This window comes from Salipiger aestuarii (assembly GCF_003259905.1).
GTDB classification, from domain to species: domain Bacteria; phylum Pseudomonadota; class Alphaproteobacteria; order Rhodobacterales; family Rhodobacteraceae; genus Salipiger; species Salipiger aestuarii.
The window spans coordinates 45812-64935 of the sequence record NZ_QLMG01000024.1 but is presented as its reverse complement, the minus strand read 5'-3'; the positions used below and the strand labels follow the sequence as shown (position 1 = coordinate 64935).

Here is a 19124-nt window from a genome sequence, read left to right as displayed (position 1 = left end):
TTCAGCTTTCTTTCCAAAAAAGAGTTGGCCACGGCCAGCTCCCCGATCTTGGCGTGGAGTTCCTTCACCTGCTCCTCATCGATCTCGGGCTTCTTGCGGCCGCCGCGTTCAAACACGCCGGAGGCGCCCTCAAGGAGCGCACGTTTCCATTGATGGATCATCGTCGGATGCACCCCGAACCGGCTCGCCAGCTCGGCCGCGGTTTCCTCGCCCTTCAGGGCTTCCAGCGCGACCTTCGCCTTAAATTCAGGCGCATGTTGTTTGCGTTTCGACATCTCTGATCTCATTCTCGTCGAAGATCAGCAGACTGCAAATCGTAGCTTACGTCACTGTCCGAATTTCGGGGGGTAGCTCATATGACGTGCGCCGACCCAGGAGCCAGAAACAGGTTCATTCTCCGCACCGCCTCCTTGATTCAGGCAAAGCTGGACGCAACGACGCCGCCGATTTTGTGCGTGATCACCGACACCGCATGCAGCAGGCGCAGCGACAGGAACAGGATCGCCGCGCCGCGCGATCATCGGCTTATTGCGTCGCGTGGCTGTCCAGCAGCGCCTGCCCGGCGCCGCCGGACATGGCGACACAGGTGGCAGCGGCTGGGTCGAACATCACCATGCGCAGGGCGGAAACCTCGGTCGTATCAGCAGGGATCGGGTAGGGAATATCCAGCACCGACACCAGCGGGTTAACGGCGCCGGGAACGCGTTGGCCTTAACCGCGCCCAGCCGGGTCCCTTCGGTCATCTGCCGCTGGTTGCCCGGCTGGCCTTGGGGAACGATCCGGAATTCCTCCGCGCCGCCGGCGCGGCGGGCCAGTGCGAAGGCCGCCATCAGCGAAAGAAGACAGGATTTCGTCGGTTGGATCCATCTTGGTTTCTGCCTGTTTGCGGGCAGGTCGAGCGTGGCTTTTCCGACGGCAGGGCTGCCACGGCCTGGTCATTGCCGTTTTAACGGGCAGGCGGTGAAATTTCGCGCGGATCCGGCGCCTGCGCATACCAGGCGGCAAGGTCGAGAATATCTTCGTCGTCAAGCGCTTTCGCCGCAGCCGCCATCAGATGGGCACGGGGGGTATCGGGGATGGGGCCATCGCGGTACATATGCAGCCAGTTGACGATCCAATAGCCATCCTGTCCAGCGATCCGCGGCGTGTCGTTGCGCCGGTCCGCCCCGTGGCAGGCGGTGCAGCTGGCGATGTCGCCGTGCTCGCTGCCCTGCCGCGCCAGCGTTCGACCGCGCGCCGCATCTCCCATCGGCAGCGCGCGGCCCTGCCAGTCGCCTCCCATTTCCGCGTAGTGCGCGGCGACCCCGGCGATGGTCTCGTTGCCCAGCGGGGCGGCGAGCGGTTCCATGAAGCCGCTTTCGCGGTGGCCGTCGGCGTAGGCGGTCAGCGCCCGCGTCAGCCATGCCTCGGACTGGCCCGCCAGCTTGGGTGCGGTGCCGTCGCGGCCCAGCCCGTCTTCGCCATGGCAGCGCGCGCAGCCCAGGCCGGACGGGATCGCACCGGGCTGACCTGCGAACCGCACGGCGGCGGACTCGTATCCTGCGGTGCGGCCAAACGCCGCCTCTTCGAACGCGGCGCGGTCGAACTGGTCGTAGTGTGACAGGAACGCGGCCAGCGCCCAGGGTTCATCGTCGCGCCCTTCGCCAGGCCAGGCGGGCATGCCGGTGTATTTGAACCCGTGGCGGGCGATCCACCAGTATTCGGAGGCCCGGTAATCGCCCGTCAGCATGGGCGGTTCGGGCTGCATGCCTAGCACCACGGGGTTGCGCGGGATGCCGGGGCCGCCATGGCAGGTCAGGCAGCCGGTGGCGAAGTGCCCTGCGCCAAGGCGGATCAGGCCCGGATCGTCCAGATCGACGTGATCGGGCATAGACACGCCCCAGCCGCGCGTGGTCACGACATTGCGCATGTACTGGTGCAGCACCGGCCCGACGCCGGGCAAATGATGCTTGCTGGCGGCGATGTTGTAGGCGCCCAGCCAGTAGAACGCGCTGCCGCCGATCACCGCGGCGGCCACCGCCACATATATCCAGCGCCTCATGCCCGTACCTCCGTCAAACGCAACGCGCGCGCCAGTCGCGCCAGCGCGGCCAGAAGGTAGATCGCGCCGCCCGCGCCCGCCATCAGGGCGCCCGCGACCTGCTGTTCCTGAAGCGCGCTCAGCCCCAGGTGCCCCGCGCAGATCCCGCCGTAAAGATCCCGTGGGCTGAGGCCGATCAGCGCGCCCAGCAACGTCATGTGCATGGTCGTGGCCAGAAGCACCAGCGCGCCACCGAAGGCTCCGGCGCTGCGCGCGGCGGCCCACAGAACCATCCCCGCCCCAAGAAAAGAAGCCTGCTCCAGCGCGAACCCGACCCCGTCGAGCCGCGCCCACATATGCGGCCCCGGCAGGTGCCAGCCCCAGACCGCAACCATCTCGGCAATCGCGCCAAGCGCCAGAGCCATGGCCCCCGCAGGCATCGGCAGACGCGGCGCCCACAGCGCGGGCACCAGCGCCGTGACGCCAAGATGCAGCACCATGTGCAGCACCATCGACCCGGTCGCCAGATCCGGCAGGGGCCCGACCCACAGCAGGGCCAGCAGCGCGACCGCGATGCCGCGCCGCATCGACACGGGATTTCCCGCGCCAGTCATCAGCCCGGCTTTCTCGTGCGCCATCAGCGCCGTGTTTTTGCGTGCCCGCAGCACCGTGTTCTTGCGCGCCATCAGCGCCGTGTTCTTGCGCGCCATCAGCACGACCCGAACACGAAACCGGGGATCACCGTGAACGCGATCGCCACCCCCGACAGAATGCACAGCAGCAGCGACACATGACCGATGAACTTGTCGCGGCCCCGTTCGGAACTTTCGGTGATCTCTTCGAAGATCACGAACACTCCGCCGTAGCGCCGCACCGCCTGCGTCGCTAGCCAGACGATCAGCGCGACACAGACCACCGCCATCCCGGCGATGATCCAGCGCGGTTCGGTCAGCGACGGCCCGATCCTGGCGCACCAGACGGCCGCCACCACATAGCTTGCGACGAAATGCAGCGCCCAGAGCGTCGGTGCCGCCACCATGATCCAGACCGAGCCCTGGTCGATCACGCGGGGCGCATACCCCGGAGGTCCGAACCGGCTTGGCTGTTTGTCGGATTCGTACCTCATGCCGCCCCCATCATCAACGGGAACACCGCCAGCAGTGCAAAGATCACGATGGCCGTCAGCGCAAGGAAATGGCCGAACAGCGTCAGGTTCATCAGATCCGCGCGGTATTCCGGGTTGCAGATGTCCGCCCAAATCCGCGCCGCGACATAGATCTGCATGATCGCGTTCGGGATCAGATGCAGCCCCATCCACAGGATCAGCATCCACACCATCGCGTCGAAACTATGCGATGTGGGGTCCAGCCCCACCGCCCAGGCCGCCCAGGCCCAGCCGCCCAGACCCGCGGCCGCCACCGGCACCGACCCGACCAGCAGCGCCATCGCGGCCCGGCGCGCGCCCTGGCCCAGCAGGCTGCGCGCCGCCACCGTCATCAGCCAGGCCGCGATCAGCGCCGCCAACCCCGCCAGCAGCCCCCCGAAGGCGGGCAGTTGCGACGCCGCAGGCGGGAAATCGGGCAGCGCCGTCCAGTAGAAGAAATAGCTGAACACCAGCCCCATGAACGCGGTCATGTCGCCGGTCATGGTGATGAACACCGCCCACCAGCCGGGAGAGCGGTTGCCCTGGGCATAGGTCGGCAGGGTCAGACCGCGCCCGGCGTCCTTGTGCGGGCGCTCGGGTATCTCGGACGTGCCGGTCCACAGCCACCACAGCGTGAAGCCGACAAAGCCCGCGCCAAAGGCCAGCGCCAGCGCCCACAGATGATAGGTTGCAAGAATGAACACCGCGCCAAGGCAGAACGCCGAGCCGAGCGTCAGAAAGGTCGGGCCTCCGACCCGTTGCACATGCAGCGGCCGCGCATCCAGAATGTCGGTCACGATCAGCTCGCGCTTGCCCTCGGCGGCGTCCGGCAGGAACCATTCGCCGCGATCTATTCCGTCCACCAGGCCCGGCTGTTCCCACAGCGGATAGCGGGTGTGGATATAGGGGATCGACCGCACACCCCACGGCTTGCCCGGCACCTCTGCCGCCCATTCCATTGTCCCGGCGTTCCACAGGTTGCGCGCGACGAACGGGGCCTTGCCGCGCGGCCACAGCACGTTGATCGCCAGCACCGCGAATCCGGTGGCAAAGACGAACGCGCCCACGGTCGAGACCATGTTCAGCACCGCCCAGCCGTCGGTCAGGTCGTAGGTCCAGACCCGGCGCGGCATCCCCATGATGCCGGTCCAGTGCATCGGCAGGAACGCCAGGTTGAACCCGCCGAACATCAGCCAGAACGCCCAGCGGGACGCCCGTGCGTTCATCGCCTTTTGCGTCACGAACGGATACCAGTAGCAGACCCCCGCCATCAGCGGGAACAACATCCCCCCGATCAACGTGTAGTGCAGGTGGGCCACGACGAAATAGCTGTCATGCGCCTGCCAGTCGAAGGGCACCAGCGCCACCATTACCCCGGTCAGCCCGCCAAAAACAAAGATCGCCAGCGCGCCGCCGGCGAACAGCATCGGCACGCTGGGGCGCACCTTGCTGACCAGCATGGTCGCGATGAAACAAAAGATCTGGATGCCCGTGGGCACCGCCACTGCCTCGGACGCCGCCGAAAAGAAACCTAGCGAGATTTCCGGCAGCCCCGTGGTGAACATGTGATGCACCCACAGACCGAAGCTCAGGAATGCCACGCCGATGGCCGACAGCACAATCCAGGAATGCCCCACCATGGGCCGGCCCGCGAAGGTTGGAAGCATGGTCGCGATCAGCGCGATCGACGGCAGAAAAATGATATAGACCTCGGGGTGGCCGAAGATCCAGAACAGGTGCTGCCACAGCAGGGGGTCCCCGCCCCGGTCGACGTCAAAGAACGCCCAGCCGAAGGCGCGCTCCATTTCCAGCAACAGATCCCCCGCGATCAGCGGCGGAAAGGCGAAGAGGATCATCCCCGCGACGACCAGTACATACCAGCAATACAGCGGCATCAGGTTCAGCCGCATCCCCGGCGGGCGGCATTTCAGCACGCCGACGATCAGCTCGACCGCGGCGGCGATGCTGGATACCTCGATGAACGACAGCCCCAGCAGCCAGATGTCGGCGCCAAGGCCGCTGTATTCCTCGTTCGACGACAGCGGCGTGTACATGAACCAGCCGCCATCGGGCGCCACCCCGAACAGGATCGACCCGCAGACGAACACGCCCCCGATCAGGAAACACCAGTAGCCAAAGGCGCTTAACCGGGGAAAGGGCAGATCGCGTGCGCCCAGGATTTCCGGGAGCACCAGAATCGCCACGGCCTCGAAGATCGGCACAGCGAACAGGAACATCATCGCCGTGCCGTGCAGCGTGAAAAGCTGGTTGTACAGCTGCTGGCCGAACAGATCGTTGTTCGGCGCCGCCAGTTGCACCCGGATCATCAGCGCCAGAATGCCCGCGAACACGAAGAACGCAAACGACGTCAGCAGATACCACTTGCCGATGAAGGAATTGTTGACCGCGCTGACGATCTTCCATCCCGGCGGCCCTTGCCAAGCCTTGGCCAGCCGCGACCGCTGCGCCTTGTCGCGCGCTTCGTCATAGGGCGCGGGCGGGGGCAGTTTGGACAGGTCGATCTCTTGCGTCATTCGGCGTGATCCAGGCTAAGAAGAAAAGTCACCAGCGCCTCCAGCCGGGCGCCGCTCAGGTCGGGGTAGGGGGGCATGTCGGCGTCGGGCTTCATGGCATGGGTGTCGGTGATCCAGCGGGCCATGTTGTCGGCGGTCATGGCATAAATGCCGGCGCCAAGCCGGGCGCGCGCGCCCACATGGGTCAGATCGGGGCCGACCGGACCTCGGGCGTCGGTGCCGCGAATGGTGTGGCAGGCGCCGCAGCCCTCGTCGCGGAACACCGCAAAACCGGGGTCGTCGGGTGCCACCCGCGCGGGGGCGGCTTCCGCGGCGAGCCAGGCGTCAAAGGCATCGGGCTCCATCACCACCGTGTCAAAGCGCATCAGCGCATGCGCGCCGCCGCAGTATTCCGCGCACAGCCCGCCCCAGTTTCCGGTCTTATTCGGGGTCAGCGCCAGGGTGGTTTCGCGGCCCGGAATCATGTCCATCTTGCCTCCGATCGCGGGCACCCAGAAGCTGTGGATCACGTCATCCGACGTCAGGCGGAACAGCGCCGTCTGGTCCAGCGGCAGCCGGATTTCGTTGGCGGTGACCACATCGCCATCGGGGCCGTCATAGGTCACCCGCCACCACCAGCGTTCGCCATCCACCCGCACGGTCAGATCGCCCTTGTCGGGGGTGATGTCGCGCAGGATCACCAGTCCCCAGATCAGCAGAGCACAGACCAGAACCGTTGGGATCACCGCTCCGCCCCAGACGATGAACCAGCGCGCCTGATGTTCCAGTCCGGGGTCGACCTGTCGGCGTTGGGCATAGACCGCCGCCCCGATGACGGCAGACCAGATAACGGCCGCGCCGATCAGCAGCACCCAGAACAGCCCCTCGACCCTGTCCGCCTCGGCGCCCGCCGACGACAGCCAGTTGTGCCGCCCCGCGCATCCAGCAAGCAGCGGAACAGTCAGTAAAGTGAGGTTGCGCAATGCTTCAGCCCTGTCCCGAAGACCCGTTCAAGGCAAACCGGTCGCCCGCGCAAGAGTTCCCGAAAAAGTGAAAAAACCGGGGCGCCCCAGCCAATCGGTCTGGCCAATCGGTCTGGCCAATCGGCCTGGTCAGTCGGACCGGTCGGGCAGCGCAAGAAGCTCTTCGAGATCGAGCAGCGCCTTTTTCGCCCGCTCGGCCGATGCCTCCAGCCCCTCCGTGATCTGCAACACCAGCGGATCGTCGGATTTGCGCGCCAGAAGCCGGGCGCTGGATGCGCTGACGCTGGCCATGTTGCTTAGCGCATGCAGCGCACCGCGGATCCGGTCATCGGGGGGCTCGTTGTTGTCCACGGCGACGGTCTCCAAGGGGTGTCGGTGCCCTTGGTACAGCATCCGGCCCGCCAGTGAAATCAGTTTCGCCCTCGCCCCAGGTCAGCTGTCGCCTGCCTCAGCGCCTGTTCCAGCGATGCCGCGGAAAACGGCTTTTGCACGATCACGCAGGGCGGATAGATCCGGGCCAGCTCTTCCGCCTCGCCATAACCTGTGGCCAGAACGAAGGGCACGCCCCTGACCGCCAGCGCCTCGGCCACCGGCAGCGACTGTTCGTCCCCGAGGTTGACGTCCAGCACGGCAAAATCCGGATGGTTGGTGCCGACCCAGTCCAAAGCGGCCGACACCGACGACTGCATCTCGACCTTGCTTGCGCCCAGGTCTTCCAGAATGCTGGCGGCGTCCATCGCGATGATCAGCGTGTCTTCCAGCACCAGCCCGGTGCCCTGAAGGCGGAAATCGCCCCTGTCCGGGGGCGTCGCCGGGGCGGGCGCCAGTTCGGGCGGAATGTCATCGAACGTGCCGGTGATCGCGGCCGGGGGCAGGCGGAACCGCGCTTCGACGCCGGTCAGCTTGTAGCTGATGTCGGCGTCGCCGCGCAGCTCGTGCGGAATTGCCTCTTCGATGATCGTGCTGCCGAAACCGCGCCGCTTGGGCGCGCTGACCGGAGGGCCGCCGCGTTCGACCCAGTCGAACAGGAAACCGCCCGAGCGGTCGACCGAGGTCTGCACGACGACCTTGCCGTTTTCGTCGCGCAGCGCCCCGTATTTCACCGAATTGGTCGCCATCTCGTGCAGCACCAGCGCCAGCGTGGTGTAGGCCTTGGGCGACACCATGGCATCGGGGCCGATGATGCGAACCCGTTCGGCCTTGCCTGCCGCATAGGCGGCGAATTCGCAGCGCAGCAGATCCTTGAACGACGCCGGTTCCCATTGCTCGGAGGTCAGCTGGTCATGCGCGCGCGCCAGCGCCTGAATGCGCCCGTCCAGATTGGCGGTGAACTCTTCCAGCGTGGTGGCATGGGATTTGGACTGCGCCAGCAAGCCGCGCATCAGGTTCAGGATGTTGCGCACCCGGTGGTTCAACTCGGAAATCAGCAGCTGCTGTTGTTCCTGTGCCCGCTTGCGTTCCATATTGGCCGCATCCGTGACCTTGAGGAACACCTCAAGCAGCGCGGTACGCAGCAATTCCGCGGCGTGGATTTCGGGCGCGGACCATGGCTTGCACTGCCCGACGACCGTTTCTCGCCACGCCTCGAAGCTCTTGCGCGGGGTCAGCCGGATGCCGTTGGGCCCAAGCTCGACCGGCTTGTCGGGGTTGCCCGCCCAGGTCACGCTGGCCTCGACCTGGCGCCGTGTCAGAACAAGATAGTCGCGCGGGCGTTTCGATACGGGGACCGCAAGAATACCGGCCACGCGCGCCTCGTATTCGCGCGCGGGCGCATGCAGCCTGCCCAGACAATGGGTCTGGAACACATCCGCCCCGATGGATCTGTCCAGAAACTGCGAGATGCGGCCAAATTCCTCTTCGGTCGGGGCCGAGCCGGTGGCGCTGAATGTCCCGTTTTCGTACAGCACCAGCCCGTCATGCGGGATGACGGTCGCCAGGTCCTCGGACATCGACAGCAGGCTTTGCGCCAGGGGAAGCCCGTCGGCCATCTGCGCCATCAGCTGGGTCTGAAGCCGCGAGGTGGCCTCGTGGGTGACCTTGCGCTGCGCCGTCTCGTGGCGGGTCAGCTCGTAGCTGAACATATGGGCAAACATTTCGATCGCGGTGCGGCGTTCATAGTCGATATAGCGCGGGGTTTCGTGGTGACAGGCGAACAGCCCCCATAGGGCGCCGTCCTTCATGATCGACACCGACATCGACGCGCGCACGCCCATGTTTCTCAGATATTCCAGGTGGATGGGCGATACCGACCTGGTGGCCGCCAGCGACAGGTCGATGGGCGCGCCGTCGATCGCGCCAGGGGGCGAGATCGGGCTGCCCGTATCGTCCACGTCCGCGATCAGCCGCAGCAGCGCGCGCATGTACAGCGCCCGCGCCTGTGTGGGAATGTCCGACGCGGGAAACATCTGCCCCAGATGTTTGCGCTGCCCGTCGGCGCGGCTTTCGGCGATGACCTTGCCCGACGCGTCGGGCTGGAACTGATAGACCATCACGCTGCCAAAGCCCGACATCTCGCGCAGCGCGCGCGCGGCGTCACGGGCCAGATCCGCAAGGCTGCCCGCGTGGCGCAGGGCGGCGATATGCGGATAGACATCCAGCAGCACATCGCGCCCGCGGGTTTCAGCCTTGGGTTCGAACTCGATGATCAGGCGATTGCCAGAGCCATGCACCGACACGTCAAAAGCGCGCCCGTTGGCCTGCATTGCCACGCCGAACAGCCGCGCCACCCCGTCGGGGTCGCGCAGGCCGCGCAGCGCCTGCCGGATGCGCTGGAACCCGTCCGACACGATCAGATCGGTCAGGGGACGGCCAAGCGCCGCCTCCTGGCTCACCCCAAGGATGTCGCCCAGGTTTTCCGACGCGTGCTGCACGATCAGGTCCGCCGATACGGCGACAAGCGCCCCATAAGATTGCACCCGTCCCAGCCGGTGGATCGGCTCACGGTCGCAATTGGTCAGATCCACTTGGGGAGTGGGGGCCGGACGGCCTTCGGCGGGTGCCATTTATCGATCCTTGTCAGTCGAGTTGCGCAACGGCCGCAGCATGGAACAGGTCGTATCCGGCTATCACGTCGCGGGTCAAGTCGTCGGCGAGGTCGGACGCGGGATCGACGGCGTTCAGCAGGGCGCAATGATCGCGCCACATCGCAGGACCGTGGCAAGCATGGAAATATGAAGGTACGGGCACGGGCGGCGCGCTGCCGATCAGCGCGCGGCGCAGAACCTCGGTTCCCAGCCGCGACCCCAGAACGAGGTAATCGGCGGCCATCGGGTGCAGCGTGCGGGCGGGCACCACGGGCCGCGCATCGCCCCCCAGTGCCGACAGGTCCGCGTCAAGCCGCGTCAGTAGCGCCCGGGCAAGCGGTCGCGATGCCATCCGCGCCGGTTCGGTGCTGTCACAAATCGCGGCAAGGGCAGCCCTTTGCGCGGCCAGAAACCAGCGCATCGTATCGCCCGGAGAGTCGGTAAAACGCAGAAACAGCACTTCGCTGTCGTCATGGGCCGCGCGCGTCGCAAGACGCAACGCATGGCGGAACCCTTCCGGCCCCACCCTGTCTTGCGGAGTTCTCAAGCCAGTGTTGTCCTTGTGTCGCCGAACCGAAGGTTCCGCCGGTAAAGAAGACATAACGACCGGCGCGCCATCCGGGTTCCCGTGGGGGAAGAATATATTTCCGGCGGTCCGTTCGACCGACGTGTTTGTCAGACCCTTTCACCGATCGGCGGCGCGGCTCTGGTTGTTGCAGCATGGCCGGCCCTGTGTGCGCCAAGGCGCTGATGATGTCGCGGGGCGGGCCGGGATGACGCGCTACATCCCCCGTTCCCAACAAGACTCCCCACGCTGGATGCCGGACGATGACTGACGAGGAAACCGTCACAGAAGGTTGCCGGGCCGCGCCTTGCCCTGGCCGCGCCTTGCCGCCGCTGTGCTGTCCGCCTCTGCCGGGCGCGCCGCCGACCGTCAGCTATGCCCTGACCGCAGAGCTTGCCGTGCGGGATGAAATCTCGGTCGCGGGGGCGCGGATCGAGGTGCGGTCCCGAAGGCGACAGGGTCGTTGCGGGCGATGTGCTGGCGCGGCTTGATCCCGTTCAGCAGCAACAGGCGCCGGGTGCCGCGCGGACCGGGCGGCAAACGGCGCGGGCCGAGCGCAGCCAGGGGCAGGCGGATTTCGCCCGTCTCGACGCGCTGCTCGAACGGCGGGCGGCCATCCGCACCGACCGCGATGCCGCCGAAGACAGTTTTCAGGCCGCGTCAGGGGCTCTTGCGCGCGCGCAGGCCCGGATGGAACAGGCGGACAAGGCGCTGCGGGACACCACGCCGAGTGCGCCGCAGAACGCCACGGTCATCGACCGCCTGGCGGAGGAAGGGCAGGTCGTGGGCGCCGCGCAGCCTGTCTTTGACCGGGCACTCGCCACGGGCGTCGGGGCGATTTTCGATGTGCCCGAAGTGCTGTTGGCCGACGTGCATGGCCCCGTGGCGGTCTTGCTCTGCACGCTCGACAATCCCGATGCGGCTTCCAGCGGCACGGTCAGCGAAGTGTCGCCGCTGGTGTCGCCGGACACGGGCACCATGACCGTGAAGATGGCCATCGACGCGCCGCCCGACAGGCTTGACCCTGCCGAGGCGGTGCGCGGTACGATCAGCTTCGCGGACGCGCTGGTCGGTCTGCCCTGGACCGCACTGAGCGCGCAGGCCGGGCAGCCGGCGGTCTGGCGAGTCTTCGACAGCGGCGCCGTGGACCTGGTGCAGGTCACGGTCGACAGTTTTGCCACGGAACGGATGTTCGTCAGCGATAGAATAAGGCCGGGCGACCGGATCGTGGGCAGGGGGCGCATCTGCTGTTTCCCGGTCGAAACGCCGTTGATGTGACGACAATGGCCAGGGAGGCGGGGGAATGAGACTGCTGGCGCTTCTGCTTGTGATCGCGACCCAACTGGCCGCCCGTCCCCCATCTGCGCAGCAAACGGTTGACGGGTCCAAACCGCCCCGCCCGCTGGTGTCGGTCATCGCGCGACGGCAAAGCCTGCCGCAGTTTGATTTCGTCGGGGCTGTCGCGGCGCGGATCGCCGTCGATCTGGGCTTTCCGATGATTGGCACGGTGGCGGAACGGCCGGTGTCGCCGGGGGACCGGGGCGACGCGGCGAATGGGCATCGCTACGGTCATCGACGAGGGCGACAAGGCGGGGCCAGAGCAGGTGCAGGTGCGCGTGTCCGGCGCCTTCGAGGGCAGGCAAAGCCTGCGCGGCATCTCGTTGCGGGTGGATGACGGTTCCTTCGTCTGGCGGATCTGGCCGACATCCGGCTGTGGAACGAAGCCTGCCCTCCGAGTTGTTTCGCTACAACGGGCGCGAAGCGACCGGCCTGTCGGTGGGGATACGCGAGGGCGCAAACATTCTGACCCTTGGCAAAGACCTCGCGGGTGTGATCGAGCGCGCGCAGGCGTGGCTGCCCATCGGCATCGACATTGCGCAGGTGGCCGATCAGCCGCATGTGGTGGACGAGGCGGTGGGGCATTTCCTGCAGGCACTGGCCGAGGCGGTGGTGATCGTGCTGGCGGTGTCGTTTATGTCGCTGGGGTTGCGGGCGGGGCTGGTTGTCGCGGTCGCGATTCCGCTGATGCTGGCGATCAACTTCGTGATGACGAGCGAGCTGGGGTTCACCTTGCAGCCGACCTTCGCCCGGGGCGCTGATTATTGCTCTGGGGCTGTTGGTGGACGATGCGATGATCGTCACCGCGACGATGATCTCGCACCTGGAAAAGGGCGAGTCGCTGGCGCGCGCGGCGAGCTATGCCTGGACCTCCATCGCATTCCCGATGCTGACGGGCACGTCGGTGACCGTGGCGGGGTTCGTTCCCATCGGGCGGAACGACAGCGCGGCGGGGAAATTCACCTTTTCGCGGTTCGTGGTGGTCGCAGTATCGCTGCTGTTCAGCTGGGTGGTGGCGGTGTTGTTCGCGCGGCTTTTGAGAGTGACCTTCCTGCCGCAGAACGCGTCCATCGCCGAAACGTCCGAGCAGATGCCGCGGTTCGCGCAGGCGCTGGGCGGCGACGAGCGTGTGGTGCTGTGGTCAACCTATGTGGGGCGCCCGGGTTCCTGCTTAGCTATGACGTGCCAACCCGGGCGGAAAACATGGGGCAGATCGTGATCCAGACGCCCTCGGTCGAGGCGCGCAACGGATTGCGTGTCGACAGGAAAGCCTTGCCGCGGCGCGGCTTTCCGGGGGCCGACATCTTTGTCAAACTGTTGGACATCGGCCCGCCGGTGGGGCGGCCGGTACGATTCCGCATCAACGGAACGGGCATCGACGCGCTGCGCGATCCCGCGCGCAGGCTTGCGGCGGTGATGGCGGGCGACGACCGGCTGGACAGCATCGTGATGGACTGCAACGAACCGATCCGCGCGGTGCGGGTCGAGATCCCGGGGGATCAGGCACGGCGACCGGGAATTTCACAATCCGACATCGGCTCGGCGTTGGCGACGATCTACGAAGGCGCCGCCATCACCGAATTGCGCGACGGGCAGTATGACGGGCGGTTTCTGGTGGACATCGTGGCGCGCGGCGACGCGGCGTCGCGTGCACGGCCGAATGCCTGCCCCGCCTTCAGCTGTCCGCTGGCGACGGGCGGGCAACCCTGCTGCGGGCGGTGGTCCGGTTCGACTGGGATGTGGAGCAGCCGGTGGTGCATCAGCGCGACCGGCGGCCCACGGTCACCGCTGCCATCGAGGGGCGCGCGCGCGACCATCGTGGCCGATCTGTCGCCGCAAATCGACGATTTAGCCGCGACCTTGCCGGCGGGCTCTCCGGCCGAGGCCGGCGGCACGGTGGAAACCTCGGGCGACAGCCAGGCGCTCATCGTGGCGGCGATGCTGTGCCTGGCGTCGATGTGGCTGATCGGGGTGGTGGCGCTGTTGCCGTCGGGGCTTTGCCGGGGTTCGTCGCGATCCTGGGGGTGCTGGCGCTGATCGGCATTCTGATCCGCAACGCCATCATTCTGCTCGACGAGATCCAGCCTCTGCGCGCCGACGGGCGGCCTGCCCGCGACGCGGTGTTCGAAGCCTCCGGCGCGCGCCCGGCCTGTCCTGCTGACGGCGGCGGCGGCATCGCTGGCGCTGATCCCGATTTCGCGGCAGATCTTCTGGGATCCGATGGCCTTTCCCATGATGGGCGGGATCATCGCGGGGACGGCCATCACGCTGGCGGTCGTGCCCGCGCTTTATCTGGCGGTGTTCCGTGTCAAGCAGGGGGGAGGGCGATCATCCGCGCCACGCAACGCCGCGGGGTTGACCCGCGCGCCGGGGCATGGTCGCCTGCCGGTTGTAACGACAGGAGACCGATCATGCGCCTATTCGCCCTGATGCTGCTTGCGGCAAGCCCCGCATTTGCCCAGCAGGCCACCGATGCGGTGGCGCCGGAACGGGGGCTGAAAGCGGTGCCCGAAACGGCGGTCTTCGGTGGATTGCCCAAGGCGGCGCGGGCAGCCCTGGGCGCCAAGGCCGACGGCACGCCGGTGCGGGCGCAAGACTGGATGATCGCGGTGGCAAATCCGCTGGCCGCCGAGGCCGGGGCGAAGGTGTTGCGCGCGGGGGGATCGGCGGCGGATGCGATGATCGCCGCGCAGGCGGTGCTGGGGCTGGTCGAACCGCAAAGCAGCGGACTGGGGGGCGGCGCGTTCCTGGTCTGGTACGACGCGGCCTCGGGTGGGCTGACCACGCTGGACGGGCGCGAAACCGCGCCGCTGGATGCCACCCCGCGGCTGTTCCAGGACGAGGCGGGCGAACCGCTGGCCTTTTTTGACGCGGTGGTCGGGGGCCGGTCGGTCGGCACGCCAGGCACGCCTGCGCTGATGCAGGCCGCGCATGACCGCTGGGGCAAGGCGGATTGGGCCGGGCTGTTCGACCCGGCCATCCGCCTGGCGACGGACGGTTTCAAGGTGTCGCCCCGGCTGGCGGCGCTGGTCGCGGACGACAGCGCGCGCCTGCAGCGATTCGACGACACCGCCGCCTATTTCCATCCCGGCGGCGTGCCGCTGGCGGCGGGCGACACGCTGGCCAATGCCGCCTACGCCCGGACGCTTCGGACCATCGCCCAGGGCGGCGCGCAGGCGTTTTACACCGGAGACATTGCGGCGGACATCGTGGCCACCGTGCGCGGGGCGGGCGACGCCCCCGGCGTGCTGTCGCAGGCGGATCTGGCGCTGTACAAGGTGATCGAACGCCCCGCCGTCTGCGCGCCCTATCGCGCCCATGAGGTTTGCGGCATGGGCCCGCCGTCGTCGGGCGCACTGAGCGTCGGGCAGATCCTGGGGATGCTGGACAGCTACGATCTCGCCGCGCTGGGGCCGGACAGCCCCGAGGCCTGGCGGCTGATCGGCGACGCGTCTCGGCTCGCCTTTGCGGACCGGGGACGGTACATGGCCGACAGCGATTTCGTGCCAATGCCGACCGAAGGGCTGGTCGCGCCCGACTACCTGGCCGCGCGTGCCGAATTGCTGGCAGGCGATGACGCGCTGCCAGAGGTCGCGCCGGGCGACCCCGCCTGGGACCACGCGCAGCTGTGGGCGGATGACGACAGCATCGAGTTTCCGTCGACCTCGCATATCTCGATCGTCGATGCGGCGGGCAACGCGCTGTCGATGACCACCACGATCGAGAACGGGTTCGGGTCGCGGCTGATGACCCATGGCTTTCTGTTGAACAACGAGCTGACGGATTTCTCGTTTCGCAGCCACGCGGATGGCGTGCCCATCGCCAACCGGGTCGAGCCGGGCAAGCGGCCGCGGTCTTCGATGGCGCCGACCATCGTGATGCGGGACGGGGCGCCGGTGATGGTTGTCGGGTCGCCCGGCGGCAGCCGGATCATCGGTTATGTGGCGCAGGCGGTGATCGCGCATCTGGATTGGGGGATGGACGCGCAGCAGGCGGTGGCGATGCCGCATCTGGTCAACCGTTTCGGTACCTTCGATCTGGAGCAAGACACGCAAGCGGTGGCGCTGGACGGGGCCCTGCGGAAAATGGGTTTTCAAACCTCGGTGCGCGCTCTGAATTCGGGGCTGCATGCGATTGTGCTGGGGGAGGGGCTGCTTGGCGGGGCAGATCCCCGGCGGGAAGGCATTGCGCTGGGCGACTGACGGCGGAAGAGCGCGCGGCCCCGTGCATTCCCCGGGGGATGTTCAGCGCCGGGAAACCCTCGCGCAGCCCCCCGGCACCGACGCAGGCCTGACCCGACGGCCCCCATGGGCGCGGCATTCGCGCGATGCGACCAACGCGGCCAACCCCGAGGCGGCGGCGCGGTGGCGATGTCCTTTGCCGACGCGATGGCAAGCTTGCAATTCCAACAGGATGGCAAGCGTCACAGCCTCGGCGGTTTTCCAGGCAGCGGCGGGCATCCCATGATCGTCGCAATTTGTTAAAGCGTGATCCGCTTCATGGCGAAAACGCGGGGTTTGCGTTTCATATCCGCAACCGGGTGAAGGGGCCGCTGACGATGCCGCCCGAGATCACCCTTGGCCAGGCGGGCGCGGGCGGGCGGGCAGGCCCTGCCCATGCCATGCAGACCGTGACGCTGCGCCGGTTTGATCGACGGGATTGCCGCCATCCGCCCCGTGAGGCCCATGTCGGGGCCGAGACCGTGCTGTCCTTGCGCCTGACAGGCGACATTGCGACGGGGGCCTTGGCATACAGCCGCGGCTTCAGCTGGTCAGGCCCGTGCAGCGCTGGTCCGGGGCCTTGGACGCCGGGCTCGAGCGCCCGCATTCGGCCTTGGGTTACCGGACCCCGACCGACCACACACGCGCGCCGACCATCGCAATCGGCCGATCCGCTGAGCGAGATAACCGCTGGGCCGGTCGGCCTGAAAACCAACCGGGCCGCGTCGCGGCGGGATGAAAACATGCGTTTCCGCCCTGCGCGGCACGCAGGGCCATGTCCGGTCCGGGATATCCGCCGCGAGGCCGGGCATCGCCCGACGGTGACCAAAGCGTCCAGAATGTGAATCCCATGTGTATACATACACTTTCCTCCGATGATCGACTGTGAGACAGGGTGGATGCGAAGTCTCTTTCGACAAATACCCGCCATTGGCTGTATTGTTCGGTATGCGACCGCCCACCCATACTCCGGACCCAGCGCCGGAGTGCGTCAGGAAATATTCAGTTAAAGAGGGAACCTGGATGAGAACCCGTGCAGCCGTGGCTCTGGAAGCCGGCAAACCGCTCGAAATCATGGACGTGGAACTTGAAGGCCCCAAGGCCGGCGAGGTTCTGGTTGAAATCAAGGCCACCGGCCTGTGCCATACGGATGAATTCACCCGTTCGGGTGCCGACCCCGAAGGTCTGTTTCCCTGCATCCTCGGGCATGAGGGCGCAGGCATCGTGATCGAGGTGGGCGAGGGCGTCACCACGCTGAAGCCCGGCGATCACGTTATTCCGCTTTATACGCCGGAATGCCGCGAATGCCCGTCGTGCCTGTCGGGCAAGACCAACCTGTGTACCGCGATCCGCAACACCCAGGGGCAGGGCCTGATGCCCGATGGCACCACCCGGTTCAAGATGCTGGATGGCACGCCGATCTATCATTACATGGGGTGTTCGACATTCGCCAATCACACGGTGATGCCCGAAATCGCGCTGGCCAAGGTGCGTGATGACGCGCCGTTCGACAAGATCTGCTACATCGGTTGCGGTGTGACCACCGGCATCGGCGCGGTGATCAACACCGCCGGTGTTGAAATCGGCGCAACGGCGGCGGTGTTCGGGCTTGGTGGAATCGGGCTGAACGTGATCCAGGGCCTGCGCATGGCAGGCGCGGACATGATCATCGGCGTCGATCTGAACGATGACAAGGAAGCGTTGGGCCGCAAGTTCGGCATGACCCATTTCGTGAACCCGTCCAAGGTGGACAGCACGGTTCAGGCGATCGTGGACCTGACCAAGCGCGGCGCGGATCAGATCGGCGGCGTGGATTACAGCTTTGACGCCACCGGCAACGTCCAGGTGATGCGGGACGCGCTGGAATGTTCGCATCGCGGCTGGGGCGTGTCGGTCATCATCGGCGTGGCGCCGGCGGGTGCCGAAATCTCGACCCGCCCGTTCCAGCTGGTCACCGGTCGGGTGTGGAAGGGCACGGCGTTCGGCGGGGCCAAGGGGCGCACCGACGTGCCGAAGTTCGTCGACTGGTACATGGACGGCAGGATCGAGATCGATTCCATGATCACCCACAAGCTGACGCTGGACGAAATCAACCACGGATTCGACCTGATGCACGAGGGCAAGTCGATCCGCGCGGTGGTGGAATTCTGATGGAAACACTCGCGAAGAACCGATCTTTCGGTGGTGTCCAAAGCGTTTACAAGCACCGCTCTGAAGCCTGCGGTTGCGATATGACCTTTGCTGTCTATCTGCCGCCGCAGGCCGATCTGCGACCGGTGCCGGTGCTGTGGTTCCTGTCGGGGCTGACCTGCACCCACGACAACGCCATGACCAAGGGCGGTTTTCAGGAACATGCGGCGAAACACGGCATCGCTGTCGTGTTTCCCGACACGTCTCCGCGTGGCGACGGTGTGGCCGATGACGATGCCTATGATCTGGGGCAGGGCGCGGGGTTCTACGTCAATGCGAGGCGTGACCCGTGGAAGCCGCATTTCCGGATGTACGACTACATCGTCACGGAACTGCGCGGCATCGTTCAGGGCATGGACGGGATCGGCACGGCCCATGGCATCACCGGCCATTCCATGGGCGGGCACGGCGCGCTGACCATCGCGATGCGCAATCCCGACATGTTCGACAGCCTGTCGGCCTTTGCGCCCATCGCCAATCCGACCCGGTCGGATTGGGGCCGCAAGCAGTTCAGCGCCTATCTGGGCGATGACGAAGGCTGTTGGGCGGGGCATGATTCCACGCTGCTGCTGGAAGAACGCGGCTGGAAAGGCGACATGCTGATCGACCAGGGCACATCGGACCAGTTTCTGGATCTGCTCAAGCCCGAGGCGCTGGCGCAGACGATGGCCGCCAAACGCCAGCCCGGCGCCTTTCGGATGCAGGCGGGATACGATCATTCGTATTTCTTCGTGAACAGTTTTGCCGGCGATCATGTTGCGTGGCACGCCGCCCGGCTGACATGAGATCCTGAAAAGACGGCGTCGTATATGGTCGACAAACTGCGCGCTACGGTCTGACTGACCATCCTGTCTGCCAACACCGATCCCGCTGGGGAGAACCGGTGCTTCGCAAATGCATGGCCTGCCACGCGGTGGAAGACGATGCCAGGGCCAAGTCCGGCCCCTGGCCCCCGATGAGCTTGGGCATTTTCCCGAAAAGCGGCGGGATTGCGCCAACCGGCGGTATCCTGGGGCTGTAGCAGGCCCGCGCCGAAACCGTCGGTGACCGGCAGGCCGCGCGGACGTTTTCGATTGGGGTTCTGCGCGGCCACGACGGCCCGCCGCCGGTGGTGTTTTCGGTAAACTC

General features: G+C 66.6%; 16 protein-coding genes and 1 pseudogene. 7 read left to right on the top strand and 10 right to left on the bottom strand.

Annotated features, from left to right (window positions below; translation table 11 throughout):
• From ATI53_RS13420 to ATI53_RS13380, 10 genes are all read right to left on the bottom strand, one after another.
• Positions 1–275 (bottom strand): transposase (locus tag ATI53_RS13420; protein ID WP_170134580.1); only part of this gene is annotated, 275 nt, incomplete at its 3' end.
• A 250-nt stretch (positions 276–525) separates the two neighbouring features.
• Entirely contained in the window at positions 526–678 is a 153-nt protein-coding gene (locus ATI53_RS23310) for a hypothetical protein (protein WP_170134579.1), read from the bottom strand.
• A gap of 268 nt (positions 679–946) precedes the next feature.
• Positions 947–2041: a c-type cytochrome gene (locus ATI53_RS13415; RefSeq protein ID WP_170134578.1), complete on the bottom strand. Its 1095-nt coding sequence runs from the start codon at positions 2039–2041 to the stop codon at positions 947–949.
• The gene (locus tag ATI53_RS13410; RefSeq protein ID WP_240778583.1) at positions 2038–2730 is read right to left on the bottom strand and encodes a cytochrome c oxidase assembly protein; all 693 of its coding nucleotides are present in this window, start codon (positions 2728–2730) and stop codon (positions 2038–2040) included. Before ATI53_RS13410 ends, ATI53_RS13415 begins: the two co-directional genes overlap by 4 nt.
• Positions 2730–3146, bottom strand: a complete 417-nt coding sequence (locus ATI53_RS13405; protein WP_111550620.1) for a hypothetical protein — start codon at positions 3144–3146, stop codon at positions 2730–2732. Before ATI53_RS13405 ends, ATI53_RS13410 begins: the two co-directional genes overlap by 1 nt.
• Positions 3143–5698, bottom strand: a complete 2556-nt coding sequence (locus ATI53_RS13400; protein ID WP_111550619.1) for a cbb3-type cytochrome c oxidase subunit I — start codon at positions 5696–5698, stop codon at positions 3143–3145. Before ATI53_RS13400 ends, ATI53_RS13405 begins: the two co-directional genes overlap by 4 nt.
• Positions 5695–6660, bottom strand: a complete 966-nt coding sequence (gene coxB / locus ATI53_RS13395) for a cytochrome c oxidase subunit II (RefSeq protein WP_111550618.1) — start codon at positions 6658–6660, stop codon at positions 5695–5697. The genes ATI53_RS13400 and coxB overlap by 4 nt, the downstream gene beginning before the upstream one ends.
• A 129-nt stretch (positions 6661–6789) precedes the next feature.
• Positions 6790–7011 carry a hypothetical protein gene (locus ATI53_RS13390; RefSeq protein WP_146609923.1) on the bottom strand — a complete coding sequence of 74 codons (222 nt, stop codon included), beginning with the start codon at positions 7009–7011 and terminating at the stop codon, positions 6790–6792.
• A gap of 59 nt (positions 7012–7070) precedes the next feature.
• Entirely contained in the window at positions 7071–9662 is a 2592-nt protein-coding gene (locus ATI53_RS13385) for an HWE histidine kinase domain-containing protein (protein WP_009506451.1), read from the bottom strand.
• 13 nt (positions 9663–9675) lie between these two features.
• Positions 9676–10230, bottom strand: a complete 555-nt coding sequence (locus ATI53_RS13380; protein ID WP_146609922.1) for a heme oxygenase-like domain-containing protein — start codon at positions 10228–10230, stop codon at positions 9676–9678.
• 423 nt (positions 10231–10653) lie between these two features.
• Between ATI53_RS13380 and ATI53_RS13375 the strand changes: the two genes are divergently transcribed.
• From ATI53_RS13375 to fghA, 7 genes and pseudogenes are all read left to right on the top strand, one after another.
• On the top strand, positions 10654–11526 hold the full coding sequence (locus ATI53_RS13375) for an efflux RND transporter periplasmic adaptor subunit (protein WP_111550617.1): 873 nt from the start codon (positions 10654–10656) through the stop codon (positions 11524–11526).
• A 25-nt stretch (positions 11527–11551) separates the two neighbouring features.
• Positions 11552–11923, top strand: a complete 372-nt coding sequence (locus tag ATI53_RS22985; protein ID WP_146609921.1) for a hypothetical protein — start codon at positions 11552–11554, stop codon at positions 11921–11923.
• Positions 11920–12309 (top strand): annotated as a pseudogene (locus ATI53_RS24410) (efflux RND transporter permease subunit); the annotation flags it as partial. The gene ATI53_RS22985 and the pseudogene ATI53_RS24410, both read left to right, overlap by 4 nt.
• Positions 12310–12379: 70 nt before the next feature.
• Positions 12380–12805 carry an efflux RND transporter permease subunit gene (locus ATI53_RS24405; protein WP_150281998.1) on the top strand — a complete coding sequence of 142 codons (426 nt, stop codon included), beginning with the start codon at positions 12380–12382 and terminating at the stop codon, positions 12803–12805.
• A gap of 1192 nt (positions 12806–13997) precedes the next feature.
• Positions 13998–15788 (top strand): gamma-glutamyltransferase, encoded by a 1791-nt coding sequence (ggt, locus tag ATI53_RS13360; protein WP_111550623.1) that lies wholly within the window; start codon positions 13998–14000, stop codon positions 15786–15788.
• Positions 15789–16829: 1041 nt separating this feature from the next.
• The gene (locus ATI53_RS13350) at positions 16830–17957 is read left to right on the top strand and encodes an S-(hydroxymethyl)glutathione dehydrogenase/class III alcohol dehydrogenase (RefSeq protein ID WP_111550614.1); all 1128 of its coding nucleotides are present in this window, start codon (positions 16830–16832) and stop codon (positions 17955–17957) included.
• The gene (gene fghA, locus ATI53_RS13345; protein WP_009506463.1) at positions 17957–18781 is read left to right on the top strand and encodes an S-formylglutathione hydrolase; all 825 of its coding nucleotides are present in this window, start codon (positions 17957–17959) and stop codon (positions 18779–18781) included. The genes ATI53_RS13350 and fghA overlap by 1 nt, the downstream gene beginning before the upstream one ends.
• Positions 18782–19124: the final 343 nt, after the last annotated feature.

Coding starts and splice junctions, on each gene's coding strand:
- ggt (WP_111550623.1), top strand. CDS start 13,998: ATGCGCCTATTCGCCCTGATGCTGCTTGCGGCAAGCCCCGCATTTGCC.
- ATI53_RS13405 (WP_111550620.1), bottom strand. CDS start 3,146: ATGAGGTACGAATCCGACAAACAGCCAAGCCGGTTCGGACCTCCGGGG.
- ATI53_RS13350 (WP_111550614.1), top strand. CDS start 16,830: ATGAGAACCCGTGCAGCCGTGGCTCTGGAAGCCGGCAAACCGCTCGAA.
- ATI53_RS13415 (WP_170134578.1), bottom strand. CDS start 2,041: ATGAGGCGCTGGATATATGTGGCGGTGGCCGCCGCGGTGATCGGCGGC.
- ATI53_RS24405 (WP_150281998.1), top strand. CDS start 12,380: ATGATCGTCACCGCGACGATGATCTCGCACCTGGAAAAGGGCGAGTCG.
- fghA (WP_009506463.1), top strand. CDS start 17,957: ATGGAAACACTCGCGAAGAACCGATCTTTCGGTGGTGTCCAAAGCGTT.
- ATI53_RS13410 (WP_240778583.1), bottom strand. CDS start 2,730: ATGGCGCGCAAGAACACGGCGCTGATGGCGCGCAAGAACACGGTGCTG.
- ATI53_RS13400 (WP_111550619.1), bottom strand. CDS start 5,698: ATGACGCAAGAGATCGACCTGTCCAAACTGCCCCCGCCCGCGCCCTAT.
- ATI53_RS13385 (WP_009506451.1), bottom strand. CDS start 9,662: ATGGCACCCGCCGAAGGCCGTCCGGCCCCCACTCCCCAAGTGGATCTG.
- ATI53_RS22985 (WP_146609921.1), top strand. CDS start 11,552: ATGAGACTGCTGGCGCTTCTGCTTGTGATCGCGACCCAACTGGCCGCC.
- ATI53_RS13375 (WP_111550617.1), top strand. CDS start 10,654: ATGAAATCTCGGTCGCGGGGGCGCGGATCGAGGTGCGGTCCCGAAGGC.